12 protein-coding genes and 5 pseudogenes are annotated in these 13,246 nt (G+C 68.0%); 11 read left to right on the top strand and 6 right to left on the bottom strand.

Going from position 1 to position 13,246, the window contains the following annotated elements:
- The first annotated feature begins 48 nt into the window (after positions 1-48).
- From KIV56_RS19615 to KIV56_RS07655, 5 genes and pseudogenes are all read left to right on the top strand, one after another.
- Entirely contained in the window at positions 49-462 is a 414-nt protein-coding gene (locus tag KIV56_RS19615) for an FAD-dependent oxidoreductase (RefSeq protein ID WP_348648507.1), read from the top strand.
- Complete coding sequence (locus KIV56_RS19610) at positions 423-1,139, top strand: NAD(P)/FAD-dependent oxidoreductase (protein WP_348648506.1); 717 nt, start codon at positions 423-425, stop codon at positions 1,137-1,139. The genes KIV56_RS19615 and KIV56_RS19610 overlap by 40 nt, the downstream gene beginning before the upstream one ends.
- A complete protein-coding gene (locus KIV56_RS19605; protein WP_348648505.1) occupies positions 1,114-1,350 on the top strand; it encodes an oxidoreductase C-terminal domain-containing protein in 237 nt (78 codons plus the stop codon). The genes KIV56_RS19610 and KIV56_RS19605 overlap by 26 nt, the downstream gene beginning before the upstream one ends.
- Positions 1,350-2,247: pseudogene (folP, locus tag KIV56_RS07660) on the top strand (dihydropteroate synthase). The gene KIV56_RS19605 and the pseudogene folP overlap by 1 nt, the downstream one beginning before the upstream one ends.
- A 3-nt stretch (positions 2,248-2,250) precedes the next feature.
- Complete coding sequence (locus KIV56_RS07655) at positions 2,251-2,967, top strand: pyrimidine reductase family protein (protein ID WP_281535780.1); 717 nt, start codon at positions 2,251-2,253, stop codon at positions 2,965-2,967.
- A 22-nt stretch (positions 2,968-2,989) separates the two neighbouring features.
- Here the strand turns inward: KIV56_RS07655 and KIV56_RS07650 are convergent.
- The 4 genes and pseudogenes from KIV56_RS07650 to KIV56_RS07635 all read right to left on the bottom strand — a co-directional run bounded on the left by KIV56_RS07650 (position 2,990) and on the right by KIV56_RS07635 (position 6,890).
- Positions 2,990-4,667 (bottom strand): annotated as a pseudogene (locus KIV56_RS07650) (DNA repair helicase XPB).
- A gap of 54 nt (positions 4,668-4,721) precedes the next feature.
- Entirely contained in the window at positions 4,722-5,213 is a 492-nt protein-coding gene (locus tag KIV56_RS07645) for a hypothetical protein (protein ID WP_281535779.1), read from the bottom strand.
- 7 nt (positions 5,214-5,220) lie between these two features.
- Positions 5,221-5,481 (bottom strand): annotated as a pseudogene (locus KIV56_RS07640) (helicase-associated domain-containing protein); the annotation flags it as partial.
- A gap of 1,133 nt (positions 5,482-6,614) precedes the next feature.
- Positions 6,615-6,890, bottom strand: coding sequence for a hypothetical protein (locus KIV56_RS07635; protein WP_281535778.1), 276 nt, complete (start codon positions 6,888-6,890; stop codon positions 6,615-6,617).
- Positions 6,891-6,983: 93 nt separating this feature from the next.
- Here KIV56_RS07635 and KIV56_RS07630 point away from each other — a divergent pair, with 93 nt between their 5' ends.
- Entirely contained in the window at positions 6,984-7,364 is a 381-nt protein-coding gene (locus tag KIV56_RS07630) for a cold-shock protein (protein WP_134450059.1), read from the top strand.
- Positions 7,357-7,974 (top strand): DUF3027 domain-containing protein, encoded by a 618-nt coding sequence (locus KIV56_RS07625; protein ID WP_281535777.1) that lies wholly within the window; start codon positions 7,357-7,359, stop codon positions 7,972-7,974. The genes KIV56_RS07630 and KIV56_RS07625 overlap by 8 nt, the downstream gene beginning before the upstream one ends.
- A gap of 53 nt (positions 7,975-8,027) precedes the next feature.
- On the opposite strand, the gene KIV56_RS07620 is transcribed toward KIV56_RS07625, so the two are convergent.
- Positions 8,028-8,261, bottom strand: a complete 234-nt coding sequence (locus KIV56_RS07620; RefSeq protein WP_281535776.1) for a DUF2530 domain-containing protein — start codon at positions 8,259-8,261, stop codon at positions 8,028-8,030.
- 8 nt (positions 8,262-8,269) lie between these two features.
- A pseudogene (gene serC / locus KIV56_RS07615) lies at positions 8,270-9,389 on the bottom strand (phosphoserine transaminase).
- A gap of 70 nt (positions 9,390-9,459) precedes the next feature.
- Between serC and KIV56_RS07610 the strand changes: the two are divergent.
- From KIV56_RS07610 to KIV56_RS07595, 4 genes and pseudogenes are all read left to right on the top strand, one after another.
- Positions 9,460-10,168, top strand: a pseudogene (locus KIV56_RS07610) (metal-dependent transcriptional regulator).
- Between the two features lie 349 nt (positions 10,169-10,517).
- Complete coding sequence (locus KIV56_RS07605; protein WP_281535775.1) at positions 10,518-11,294, top strand: C40 family peptidase; 777 nt, start codon at positions 10,518-10,520, stop codon at positions 11,292-11,294.
- A 392-nt stretch (positions 11,295-11,686) separates the two neighbouring features.
- Entirely contained in the window at positions 11,687-12,184 is a 498-nt protein-coding gene (locus KIV56_RS07600) for an HNH endonuclease (RefSeq protein WP_281535774.1), read from the top strand.
- 118 nt (positions 12,185-12,302) lie between these two features.
- Complete coding sequence (locus KIV56_RS07595; RefSeq protein WP_281535773.1) at positions 12,303-13,238, top strand: CHAP domain-containing protein; 936 nt, start codon at positions 12,303-12,305, stop codon at positions 13,236-13,238.
- Positions 13,239-13,246 lie beyond the last annotated feature (8 nt).

The raw sequence follows: 13,246 nt of genomic DNA, 5'->3' as shown, positions 1-13,246 counted from the left end.
GGGCGACTCTGACGCGGATGCCGAGACGGATTCGAACGGGAGAACACCATGAAGAGCGCAACATACGTGATCGTCGGGGCCGGCCTCGCCGGGGCTCGCGCGGCCGAGGCGCTTCGCGCCGAAGGCTTCGACGGACGAGTCGTCCTGCTCGGCGAGGAGGCCGAGTACCCGTACATCCGGCCGCCGCTGTCCAAGGATTTCCTAGCCGGGACATCCGCCCGTGACTCGATCGACGTGCACCCGACGGACTGGTATGCCGCACAGGACATCGAGGTCGTGCGCGGTCGCGCGGTCACGGCGCTCACCCTTGACGCGCGGCAGCTGACCTTCGCCGACGGCAAGACGCTCCGCTACGACCGGCTCCTGCTCGCGACCGGCGCGACCGCCCGGCCGTTCCCCGGATCCGGGGAGACCTGGCCGGCGTGCACCTCCTGCGCACCGTGGGAGACTCGGCCCGGCTGAAGGCCGCGCTCGCGTCAGGGGGCCGCAGGGTCGTCGTGATCGGGGCCGGCTGGATCGGCCTCGAGGTCGCGGCGGCCGCTCGCGGCTACGGCAACGACGTGACGGTGCTCGGCCAGGGCGCCGTGCCGCTGCAGCGTGCGGTCGGCGCGGAGATCGGCGCGGTCTTCGCGGCGCTCCACCGGGCCAACGGGGTCGACCTCCGGATGGAGACCGGCGTGTCCGAGGTCCTCGGCACGGACGGGAAGGTCACCGGAGTCCGGCTCCACGCGGAGGCGGACGGGACCGCCGGCCGGGACGCGCAGGACGGAGAGGTCGTGCCCGCGGACGTCGTCGTGGTCGGGATCGGTGCGACACCCAACACGCGGCTCGCTCTCGACGCCGGGCTCGAGGTCGCAGACGGCATCGTCGTCGACGCCGCCTTCCGCACCAACGAGCCAGGGGTCTTCGCGGTCGGTGACGTCGCAAGCGTGTTCCATCCGGTTCTCGGACACCATCTCCGGGTCGAGCACTGGGCCAACGCCGAAAACGCCGGCCGGGCCGCCGCGCTCTCAATGCTCGACCGCGCGGTGAGTTACGAGGAGATTCCCTACTTCTACACCGATCAATTCGACCTCGGAATGGAATACTCGGGGTATGGCGATTTGGCGGGAAATGCGGAGCCTGGTGTTCCGCGGTGACCGGGCATCCCGCGAGTTCATCGCGTTCTGGGTCGCAGACGGTCGCGTGGTTGCGGGCATGAACGTGAATGTCTGGGAGGTCAACGGCTCCGTCCAGAACCTGATCAGGTCGCGCGTGCGTGTCGACGTGTCCGCGCTGCGGGACGAATCCCGCAGCCTCGACAGCCTCCTCGGCCCGGCGGGCGCCCAGACGCCGGGGGTCGGTTCCTGATGCCGGGGCACAACGCCGCGCTGCCCGCGCTGATCCACCCGCGCCGCGTGATCGGCGGCCGCGAATTCGATTTCGACCGCGAGGTCGCGGTCATGGCGATCATCAATCGCACTCCGGACTCGTTCTTCGACCAGGGCGCAACGTTCGCCCTGGACAAGGCCGTCGCAGCCGCGCTCCAGGCGATCGCCGATGGCGCGGACTGGGTCGACATCGGCGGGGTCAAGTTCGCGCCCGGTCCTCCGGTCCCCGTCGAACAGGAGATCGACCGTGTCGTCCCGGTCGTCCTGGCGCTGCGCGGCGCCGGCGCGGTCATTTCCGTCGACACGTTCCATCCGGCCGTTGCACGTGCGGCGATCGAGGCCGGCGCGGACGTCATCAACGACACCACCGGCATCCACGACCCGCTGATGGCGGACGTCGTCGCGGACAGCGACGCCACGCTCGTCGTGACGCACAGCCTCGCACGCCCGCGGATGCCGCACCCGGCCCCGCGGTACGGCGACGTGGTCACCGAGGTCGCCGAGTTCCTGCGTGAGCGCACCGAGCTTGCGCTGTCCCGCGGGATTCCGGCGGAGCGGATCATCATCGATCCGGGCCACGACCTCAACAAGAACACCCGGCACTCGCTTGAGGCTCACTCGGCGCCTGCCCGAAATCGCCGCTCTCGGCTACCCGACCCTGGTCGCGGTCTCCAACAAGGACTTCATCGGCGAGACCCTGGGCCGAGCCCGTGACGAACGCGTCGAGGGTTCACTCGCCGCCGCCGTCTTCAGCATCATGCAGGGCGCCCGGATCGTGCGGATGCACAACGTGCGCGCCGCCGTGGACGCCGTTCGGATGACCGAGGCGATCCTGGGCTTCCGCGAACCGGCGTACGAGCGCCACAACCTGGCCTGAGCGATGACCGACTTCAGCCAGGCTGCACTCCTGGACGCCTATCGGATCGAGGACAGGACCGCCCCGCGGCTGCGCGTCAACTTCATCGCGAGCCTCGACGGCGCCGCGACCCACGACGGCCTGAGTGGTGGCCTGAACAACGCTGACGACAAACTCGTCTTCGATACGCTCCGATCCCTCACGGACGTGATCCTGGTCGGGGCCGGCACGGTCCGCGCCGAGGGCTACGGCGGCATCCGCCTGAATGCCGCCGCGGAGGTCTGGCGCGTCGCGCACGGGCTGCCGCCGCAGCCGCGGATCGCGGTCGTGAGCGGGCGGCTGGACCTGGACGTCGGGCATCCGCTCTTCACTGACGCCGCGACGCGCCCGATCGTCATCACGCACGCGGGGTCATCGGCCGAGAAACGCGCCGACCTCGAGGCCGTGGCCGACGTATTCGTCTCCGGGGTGGCCGAGATCGATCTCCCGTTGGCTCTCTGCGAGCTTGCGGCGCGGGGCCTGCGGCAGGTGCTCTGCGAGGGCGGCCCGAGCCTGTTCGGGGCTCTGATCGCCGCCGATGCGGTCGACGAACTCTGCCTGAGCCTGAGCCCGGTGCTCGAGGCGGGCACTTCTGGCCGGATCGCGCACAGCGCCGCGACCGCATCGCGCGCGATGCGCCTGGGTCACGTGCTCACCGCCGGCGACATGCTCTTCCTGCGCTACACCCGCCCGGCGGTCTGACCGATTCCGTCGAACGGTTCGGTCAGCGGATGCCGGCGGCGGCCTCGCCGATGAGGGCGTCGGTGTCAAGGTTGTTCGCGTCGAGGATGGTGTAGCTGTACCCCTGCTCCGCAAGGAAGCGCTGGCGGTTCTGGGCGAAGTCCTGGTCGACGGTGTCGCGTGCGACGAGCGTGTAGAAGTTTGCGGCGAGGCCGGATTCCTTCGGGCGGAGCAGCCGGCCGAGGCGCTGCGCCTCTTCCTGGCGGGAGCCGAACGACCCGGAGACCTGGATGGCCACGGTCGCCTCCGGCAGGTCGACGGAGAAGTTCGCGACCTTGGAGACGACGAGGAGGTTCTCCTCACCGACCCGGAAGGCCTGGTAGAGCCGTTCGCGTTCGTCGACGGGAGTGGCCCCGGTGAGCTTCGGCGCATGGAGCGCCTCGGCGAGTTCATCGATCTGGTCGAGGTACTGGCCGATCACGAGGATTCGCTCGCCGGGGTGCTTGGCGACGAGGCGCTTGACCACGTCGAGCTTGGCGGGGGCGGTCGCTGCGAGGCGATACCGCTCGTCGTCCGCTGCGGCGGCATAGGTGAGCCGCTCGGACTGGGGCAGGTCGATCCGCACCTCGTAGCAGGACGCGGGGGAGATGAAGCCCTGTGCCTCGATTTCCTTCCACGGTGCGTCGAACCGCTTGGGGCCGATCAGGCTGAACACGTCGCCCTCGCGGCCGTCCTCGCGCACGAGCGTCGCGGTGAGGCCGAGCCGGCGGCGTGCCTGCAGTTCGGCCGTGAGCTTGAAGACCGGTGCGGGAAGGAGGTGCACCTCGTCGTAGATGACGAGGCCCCAGTCCATCGCGTCGAGGAGCTCGAGGTGGGCGTACTCACCCTTCCGCTTCGCGGTGAGGATCTGGTACGTCGCGATCGTGACGGGCTTGACTTCCTTGACCTGTCCCGAGTACTCGCCGATCTCGTCCTGGGTCAGCGTGGTGCGCTTGAGCAGCTCGTCGCGCCACTGCCTGGCCGAGACCGTGTTGGTGACGAGGATGAGGGTATTGGTCTTCGCGGTCGCCATTGCTCCGGCGCCCACGAGGGTCTTGCCCGCTCCGCAGGGCAGCACGACGACTCCGGAACCGCCGTCGAAGAAGCTCGCGACGGCCTTGTTCTGGTAGTCGCGCAGCGCCCAGCCGTTCTCGAGCAGCGCGATGTCATGCGGGGTGCCCGGCGTGTACCCGGCGAGGTCCTCTGCCGGCCAGCCGAGCTTGACGAGCTCTTGCTTGAGCCTGGCCTCGGGCCCAGGGTTCGACGAGGAAGGAATCGGGGGTCGGGTGGCCGATGAGGAGGGGGGCGATCCGTTTGGCTCCGGAGATCTCCATCAGCACAGCCCGGTCGTTGCTCTGCAGGACCAGCTGGCCCTCGTCGTCGCGTTCGATGATCAGGCGGCCGTAGCGTCCGACGGTCTCCTCGATGTCGATCCGCACGGTCTGGGGGATCGCGAACTTGGAGTACTTCTCGAGGGTCGCGAGCATGTCCGAGGCGCCGTGTCCGGCTGCGCGGGCGTTCCAGAGGCCGAGCCGGGTGATCCGGTAGGTGTGGATGTGCTCAGGGGCCCGTTCCAGCTCGGCGAAGACGGCGAGGTCATGGCGCGCATCTTCGGCGAGGGGGTGGGCGACTTCGAGCAGAACCGTGCGGTCGCTCTGGACAATCAGTGGGCCATCAGACATAGCCGTTAATCCTACGCCCGCACGGCTGGGAGGCTCCCATCGGGCGACCCCCGCTTATGGGGCGGGAGTGATGCTGATGATGCTCGAGAGCGGCAGGGTGCGTTCGATGTCGGCCCGGCGGTCCCTCGCGCGGAACCGGCCGCCGCCGACGCTCGCCGGTTCGAGCAGGTAGTCGACGACGACCCCGCCCGGCATGGCAATGCTGACGATGACGGTCTGCTTGGACTTGATCGCCGAATCGAGCTGGCGGGCGAGCCAGGCATCGGCGGCGACGTCTTCGCCGCCGTCCGCGGCGCGGAGCTTTTCGACCAGGATGAGGGCGAGGTCTGGAGCCTCTGGGGGGAGGACCCGGGCGAGCTGGTGTCTGCGGAGGTGCAGGATCTCGCCGTCGGCGCCCTCCGCCGCGACGGGGTACTTGGCGTCGTTGAGCGCCCAGAACACCACGTCGGAGGTGAACCGGCTCGTGAGGCGGTGGGCATCCGCGCGGACGAGCCCGAGCGGGCTGAGTGTCTGGTCGACGGCGAGGGTGCCGAGGAGCCTCTTCATCGTCTGAACGGACGTAGCTCCGGCTGAGCGCGGTCGGTGCGGCCCCTTCGCCGACCCGGATCCGTCCGTACCGGCCGGCGGACTCCCGGATCAGGTACTCGATGGGCTGCGGGATGCCGGTGAGCGAGATCGTGCGCAGGAAGTCGACGAGCGATTCTGCGGTTTCCCCCGAGGCGAGTGCCCGGTTGACCGACGTCGCCGAGATTCGATAGCTGAGGGCGAGTTCGCGGCTCTCGACGTCGGCGAGGCCACGGAGCCGGGCGTCGATCGAGGGAGCGAGCGGGCCGGGGGAGACGATCGAGAGGTCGTTCTGCAGGTAGACCGCCCCGACCTCCGCAGGCAGGGGAGGCCCCGATCGTGGCGATGGCGCCCTCGAGGTCTTCGGCGAGGACCGCGGCGCCGGCCGGGCTCGTGGTCTGGTGTGCGGTGATGCCGATCAGCTCGGCGTCGCGGGCGAACTCGGTGACGCGGGTGTCCATCCATTCGCCGCCGGCAGGGTAGAGCCAGGTCACGAAGCTGCGCAGTCCCTCGCCCCAGGAGACGCCGGGGCGGTGCGCGAGGATGCTGCGCACGTCGGCGGGCAGTGCCGCCTGCCAGGAGCCGGCCAGGGCCGCCCAGCGGTGCGCGGTGCCCTCGAGGAGCCAGGCCTCGCCCGCCTCCGTCTCGTTCCAGTACCCGGTCGAGTGCGCGATGAGCTGCGCCCTGGCCGCAGTCGCGACGTAGGTGGCCACGGCTTCGAGTTCGACGCCCATGACCGACGAGAGGCGCTTGGTGTCCGGCAGGCCGAGTCCGCCCCGGCTGAGCTCGCGCACGGGCTCGCGGGAGAGCTCGGTGACAAGCTCGGCGATCGAGGAGACCGCCGCGAACGCGCGTTCGGCAGCGAGGCGATCGGTGAAGCGGCTGTCGGTCGCGATGACCGTCGCCAGCGCGGAGGGGGCGGGTATGGACGCAAGCTCGAGAGCGGACGGCAATCCGAGGTCGGGCCAGGTCGCCAGGTGCTCGGCAACGGCCGGATAGACCCGGAGGCCGTCGTCGGAGAGGAGTGCGAGCATGAGTTCGTCGAGGACGGCCGCGCGGGCGGCGACATCCGCTCGGGTGACGGGCAGTCCGCCGAGCTCGGTGAGGCGGGAGGTGAGTGCATCGAGGCTGATGGCTCCGCTGGACGCGCCTGCGGTGTCGGTCGTTTCGGCCGGCGCCTCGGTGGCCGCGATCGCCAGCACGGCCAGGGTCGACCGGTCCAGCCTGGAGAGCGCTGCCTGGACCGCAGCCGGGTTCAGCAGGGCTTCGGCGAGGTCGAAGAAGTCACGGATTCCGTGGGCTGCGATCGCGCGGACTTCGATCGTGCGGCGCAACGCCGCGTCGTCGAGGGCACGAAGGCGTGAGGCGAGCGTCAGCACGGCGTTACTTCCCGTTCTGTCGTGCCTCGCGAGCGCGGCGGACGGTGGTCGTCACCAGGAGAACGATGATCAGGATGAATCCAATCGGCAGCCCCACGAGCGGGAGTGCGAGGATCGCGGGCCAGACACCCTGGCCGAAGCCGTTGTTGGCGCCGGCGCCGAGCCAGGTGCCGATGATGACGGTGAAGAACGCGAGAATCGACAGGCCGACGGTGGCGGCGACCATATAGGCGAGAATGCGTTCCGGCCGGCCGGCGGCATGTGGAGTTTGATTGGTCACAGTGTCAAGGATACGGGGCGGCGACGGGTGCAACCGAATAAGCTGGGTGCGGTTGGCGCGCATGTCGCGCGCCCGGAATTCAGCGAGGTCCAGATGCCCACCGGCAAGGTCAAGTTCTACGACGAGGAGAAGGGTTTTGGCTTCATCAGTTCCGATGACGGCCAGGAGGTCTTTCTCCACGCTTCTGCGCTGCCCACCGGAGTGACGGTCAAGCCAGGAACGAAGCTCGAATTCGGCATCGCCGATGGCAAGCGCGGCGCCCAGGCGCTCTCCGTGCGTATCATCGAAGCGCCGCCGAGCCTCGTCAAGCTCAGCCGCAAGCCCGCAGACGACATGGCGATCATCATCGAGGACCTCGTCAAGGTACTCGACGGCATCGGTGCAAGCCTGCGTCGCGGCCGTTACCCCGACAGCGCCCACAGCCACAAGATCGCCGCAATGCTTCGCAAGGTCGCAGAGGAACTCGATGCCTGAGCAGACCGAAGACACCACACTCGACGTCCTGACCGTCGACGCCGAGACCGTCGACGCCGGGTCCGTCGAGACCGATTCTCCGGCAGCAGATGCCGTTCCGACCGACGAGACACTCGTCGCGGCCGTCGAGGTGGCCAGGGCTGCTCTGCTCACCTTCACACCGGAAGACACCATCGGCGAGCCCCTCGGGCATGTCGTCGAGGGCGACCGGGTCGTATCGCTGCTCTTCGACTGCACGATGACCGGGTACCCGGGCTGGCGCTGGACGGTGACGCTCTCGCGCATCGACGGGGAGTCCGTGCCGCAGGTGCTCGAAACCGAGCTCACGCCGGGAGACGAGGCCCTCGTTGCGCCCGAGTGGGTCCCGTGGTCTGATCGTCTCGCCGACTACCGCACGGCCCAGGACCTGGCCGCTGCGACCGCGGCCGCCGACGCCCTCGACGATGACGATGACGACGATGATGACGACGATGACGACGATGACGATGACATCGATGACGACGACACCGACGATACCGACGACAACGCTGACGCTGACGTCGACGATGACGACGATGATGACGAAGAAGACGATGACATCGACCCGGATGACATCGACGAGGACGAATAGCGTCTGACAAATCGCCCCTGACGAGGAGCGTCTGACAAAGAGCGGGTGAGGAACTACCGGCGCCTCAGGCGGAGCCAGGCCAGCCCGGCGAGGCCGATGCCGACCCCGGCAACCGCGCACCACATCCACCAGCCGAGCTCGCGGGCCGCGAGTTCGCCCTGGAAAACCAGGGCGAAACCCGCGGCCACGAGCCAGGCGAGGGCTCCGATCAGGATCGGCGTGCGCGCATCCGTTTTCGCCGGCTCAGGATCGGGCCGGCGCTCGCTGTCTTTCAGCCAGAGGCGCACGTGGATCGTTACTTGCCCAGGTTGGCGACGACGAATTCGATGGACTTGACCAGCTGGCGCACATCGTTCGGCTCGATCGCCGTGAACGTCGCGACGCGCAGCTGGTTGCGGCCGAGCTTGCGGTACGGCTCGGTGTCGGAGATGCCGTTCGCGCGCAGCGTCTTGGCGACGGCGGAGGCGTCGATCGCGTCGTCGAAGTCGATCGTCGCGACGACCTGCGAACGGTGGTCGGGGTTGACGACGTACGGCGTCGCGTAGTCGACGGTCGCGGCCCAGTCGTAGAGCACCGAGGAGGACTCGCGGGTGCGCGCGGAGGCCCAGGCGAGGCCGCCGTTGCCGTTGATCCAGTCGAGCTGGTTCTCGATCAGGAGCAGGGTGGCCACGGCCGGGGTGTTCAGGGTCTGGTTGAGGCGCGAGTTGTCGATCGCGTTCTTCAGGCTGAGGAACTCCGGGATGTACCGACCGCTCGCGGCGATCTGCTCGACGCGCTCGATGGCCGCGGGGGAGAAGAGGGCCATCCAGAGGCCGCCGTCGGAGGCGAGGTTCTTCTGCGGGGCGAAGTAGTACGCATCCGCCTGGTCGGCGGCGTAGTCGATGCCTGCGGCGGCGCTCGTGGCGTCGATGACGGTCAGGGCTCCGGCGTCTCCGTGCACGCGCGTGACGGGTGCCATGACACCCGTCGAGGTCTCGTTCTGCGGCCAGGCGTACACGTCGACGCCCTCGGTCGGGACGGCCTTGCTGCGCGAGCCTGCCGGGGCCTTGATAACGTCGGGTGCTTCGAGGAACGGTGCGCTCGCCGCGGCAGCGAACTTGCCGCCGAACTCACCGAAGACGAGGTTCTGGGCTTTCTTGGAAATAAGGGAGAACGCGGCGGCGTCCCAGAACGCGGTGGACCCGCCGTTGCCGAGGACGACTTCATAGCCTTCCGGAGCGCGAAGCAGGCTCCGCGAGGCCGGTTCGGACCCGGCCGACCAGGTTCTTCACCGGCGCCTGACGGTGGGAGGTGCCGATAATGGACGTGCCAGATTTAAGGAGGTACTCGAGCTGTTCCTGACGGACTTTGGACGGGCCGCAGCCAAATCGTCCGTCAACGGGCAAGAGTTCGGAGGGAATTATCAGATTCGACATGAGGCGATTCTAACGACCCCTAACACGGCGATAAGGTTGTGACGCACACGGAGGCACTGGGAGGCCGGCGATGACTGATCTGATCGACACGACCGAAATGTATCTCCGCACCATCCTCGATCTGGAGGAGGAAAGCATCGTCCCCCTCCGGGCCCGGATCTCCGAACGACTGGGCCATTCCGGCCCGACCGTTTCGCAGACCGTCGCGCGCATGGAGAGGGACGGGCTCGTCGTCGTTTCCGGCGACCGCCACCTCGAACTCACGATCAACGGCCGCCGCAAGGCCGTGCACGTCATGCGCAAGCACCGCCTCGCCGAACGTCTGCTGAGTGACGTGATCGGCCTCGAATGGGAATTCGTCCACGACGAGGCCTGCCGGTGGGAGCACGTCATGAGTGAGCAGGTCGAACGCAAGATCCTGGAGATGCTCGGGCACCCCACCGAGTCACCGTATGGCAACCCGATCCCCGGGCTCGACGAATTGGGCGACTCGCCCGCCGTCGCATTCATGGCCGGAGTGACGAACCTCGTCGAGGTCGTCGCCGGCTCCACGACGCCGGTGACCGCAGTCATCCGCCGCCTCGGCGAACCCGTGCAGTTCGACCCGGAGCCTGCTCGCCCAGCTCAAGAACGCCGGCGTGATGCCGGGCAATTCGGGGGTCTTCTCCGCACTCGGTTCCTACGTCCTCGTCGAGGTCGCGGGGTTCGACGAGGGTCTCGAACTGCCGAACGAAGTCGCGAGCCACATCTTCGTGACCACCCCGATCGCCGGGTCGTAACCGCCCGTTCCGCGCGGCAGAATCCGAGCGGATGCGGGGTTTTTGCCGCTCCGTGGCGGACCGTTTCGTTACGCGTTCGTTATTAAATCGTCACCAAGGGGTGACAAACGGAGAAACCTCACGTACTGTCGGACGAGTCCCACAGGCCAGAACCGGCCGCCGGGCTCGAAACCGGACGTCTCCATTCCCGTCTCCTGTTTCGGAAAACACATGCGACCAACGCATTGGACGGGGCAACTCCCTAGTGTTGTCGAGGCGCCGGAGGTAAACACTTTGGCCGAAGACTTAGGTAGAAGACTGTCCCGTCGAGGTTCCACCCCCGACTCCCGCACGGCCGGCCCCGACGCCGGTGCGGCGTGAGGAGGCCCCCGCTCGTGGGATCTTCGCCCGCCCGTCGCGCCGACACGGCGCCATCGCCAACATCGTGATGATGACCCTGGCAGGCGGACTCGTCGCCACCATGGCCATCCCCGCCTATGCCTTTGCGCCGAGTTCTCCCGGAACGGATGCCGCGCACGGCACGACGGCATCCACCGCACTCACCCGGTCGGGCGCCCAAACACTCACCGTCGCCGACCAGGCCTCGACCGTCAGCGTAGCCCGCGACGGCTTCAGCGCCACGACGCCCGAAGAGATCGCCGCGGCCAAGGCTGCGGCTGCTGCGGCTGCGGCGGCGGCAGCCGCCGAAGCGCGTCGCGTCGCCGCGGCCGCCTCCATGACGACGTATGCGGCCGCGTATTCGGGGCCGTCGGTCTCCGACTTCCTGGCGAACCCGTCCTACCCGACGTTCAGCCTCGCATCCGTCTATAACGTCGGCCTGCAGTATCAGGGCGTTCCCTATGTCTACGGTGGGTCCACCCCGGCCGGTTTCGACTGCTCCGGCTTCGTCATGTACGTCTATGCCCAGTTCGGGATCAGCCTGCCGCATTCCGCCGCGGGCCAGGGCGCCGCGGGCACCCGGATCTCCCTCGCCGATGCGCAGCCGGGCGACCTGGTCATCATGGATGGTCACGACGGCATCTACGCCGGTAACGGCAATATCCTGCACGCACCCTATGAGGGGGCTGCCGTTCGGGTGCAGCCCCTCTGGACGAGCTCGTACTACATCGTCCGCCTCGGCATCTGAAGCGCCTCGACGGAGCTCCGCCCGGCGGGAATGCCTGCTACCTCGCCGGGCGGCGCTGATGTGAACAATGCGTAACAGCTTGCCCACGATGCGTTGCGACTGCTGCGCGGCGTGTCGCTTGTGAGTTAACCTGATGCTCTGTAGTACTGCGAGTTTTTTGGGAGAGCCAATGCGCGAGCGATGCACGATCCACACCATGGATGTGCGCTGCCGCTTTGCGCTGCGGCACGGCAGTCAAACATGTCTGAGTTGCGCGTGTTCTCGCGTTGCAGCCCGTCGGGCGTTGTCATTGTGACAGCGCCCTTTTTGTTTGCCCGTTTGCTTCCATCTCTTGGTGCGAGGGAGTAGATCGAATGGCTGGAAGCCGTCCAGCCCTTTTCGAAAGGGAACGCATGCGCACACTTGTCCTGAACGCGGGCTACGAGCCCCTTGCCGTGGTCTCGTTCAAACGGGCCATCGTGCTGGTCATGAACCAGAAGGCCACCATCGTGGCCGCCGACCAGGCCCATCCGGTCTGGGCGACGACCGGTTCGTGGGACCGGCCCAGCGTGATCATCCTCACCCGGTACGTGCATCTGCCGCGTTCGCGTTCGCTGCCGGTGAGCCGGCGCGGGGTGCTTCGTCGCGACGACCACCGCTGCGCATACTGCGGCCGGGCCGCCAACACGATCGACCACGTGCAGCCGCGCTCCCGCGGCGGTCGCGACAGCTGGGACAACCTCGTGGCCTGCTGTCTGCGCTGCAACAACATCAAGAGCGACCGCACTCCCGCCGAGATGGGCTGGGACCTGCTGTTCCACCCGAAGATCCCGATCGGCTCGAGCTGGGTGGTGCGTGGCGTCGAACGCCCGCTGCCGCAATGGGACGAATTTCTCGCGCCAGCCGCCTGATCAGGCAATGTAACGGATGTGTAACGCCGGGGGTGACTTCTCTGACGGTTTCCCCTAGGGTGGGAGGAACCCGAACGATACGCCACGATCCAGAGGAATACTTTTGCCCGAGTCTGGCGTGTCCGATTCCGTAGCGAGCCCCGAGGTTTTTCCCACTCGTCGCGAACTGCGTGCTCAGCGCGAGGCGCTTCCGGCTTTGAGCCCGGCGACGGAGCAATTCCTCGCCCCGAAGCCCGAGTCTGTCGTCGTTCCCACGGCGAAGCCGCGGAGCCGTTTTTCGGTCTCGTCGCCGAAGCCCGTCGGTCGCTTCCCACGCAAGCGACGGCATCCGGTCAAGATCGCCATCGCCGTGCTTGCCATCCCGGCCATCTTCCTCACCGCGGCACTTCCCGCCTACGCCTTCACCCCGCGCGCAGCCGGTGACCTGACGAGCGCCACCCAGTCCTCGGGAAACAAGAGCGTGCAGGGCCTCACCGTCGCAGCCGCGGCGACAGCGGTCACTGTGGCGCGTGACGGCTTCGCCGCCACCACGAAAGAGCAACTGGCCGCCCAGGCGCTCGCGGCCAAGAAGGCCCTCGCTGCACAGCAGGCCGCCTCCGCTCGTGCCGCGTCCGCCGCTTTCGCCGTCTATGGTGTGCGTGCAGAGGGTGATGACTACCCCTGGTACAACATGCCCACTGAGTCGCAGGGCGGTGGCCTGTCCCCGCTCAGCTACTACTACCGCGAGTGTGTCGACTTCGTGGCCTGGCGCCTCAACCGCGACGCCGGCTCGACAGGTTCCTCCTGGCGCTGGACCTGGAACAGCCTGACCCCCGGCGGCGGCAACGCGAGCGCCTGGGCGAGCGCCTGGTCCAACCACGGCTGGACCACGAGCAAGACCCCGGTCGTCGGCGCTGTCGCGTGGTTCAACTACAACCACGTCGCCTATGTGCAGTCGATCGGGAGTGACGGATCCGTCGTGCTCGAGGAGTACAACTGGATGGGCAGCCACTCGTATCACAAGCGCACGGTGTCGCCCAGCGATGTCGCGCTGTTCCTGTACCCGCCCGCGTAATCCCGATC

The organism is Cryobacterium breve (assembly GCF_027594785.1).
Classification (GTDB): domain Bacteria; phylum Actinomycetota; class Actinomycetes; order Actinomycetales; family Microbacteriaceae; genus Cryobacterium; species Cryobacterium breve_A.
Note: the sequence above shows the minus strand (reverse complement) of the source record. Positions and strands in the feature narration are given on the sequence as shown.

Bases quoted from the DNA above. Each gene is read 5' to 3' on its own strand.
- KIV56_RS19615 (WP_348648507.1), top strand. From the start codon at position 49: ATGAAGAGCGCAACATACGTGATCGTCGGGGCCGGCCTCGCCGGGGCT.
- KIV56_RS19605 (WP_348648505.1), top strand. From the start codon at position 1,114: ATGCGGAGCCTGGTGTTCCGCGGTGACCGGGCATCCCGCGAGTTCATC.
- KIV56_RS07655 (WP_281535780.1), top strand. From the start codon at position 2,251: ATGACCGACTTCAGCCAGGCTGCACTCCTGGACGCCTATCGGATCGAG.
- KIV56_RS07645 (WP_281535779.1), bottom strand. From the start codon at position 5,213: ATGAAGAGGCTCCTCGGCACCCTCGCCGTCGACCAGACACTCAGCCCG.
- KIV56_RS07630 (WP_134450059.1), top strand. From the start codon at position 6,984: ATGCCCACCGGCAAGGTCAAGTTCTACGACGAGGAGAAGGGTTTTGGC.
- KIV56_RS07625 (WP_281535777.1), top strand. From the start codon at position 7,357: ATGCCTGAGCAGACCGAAGACACCACACTCGACGTCCTGACCGTCGAC.
- KIV56_RS07600 (WP_281535774.1), top strand. From the start codon at position 11,687: ATGCGCACACTTGTCCTGAACGCGGGCTACGAGCCCCTTGCCGTGGTC.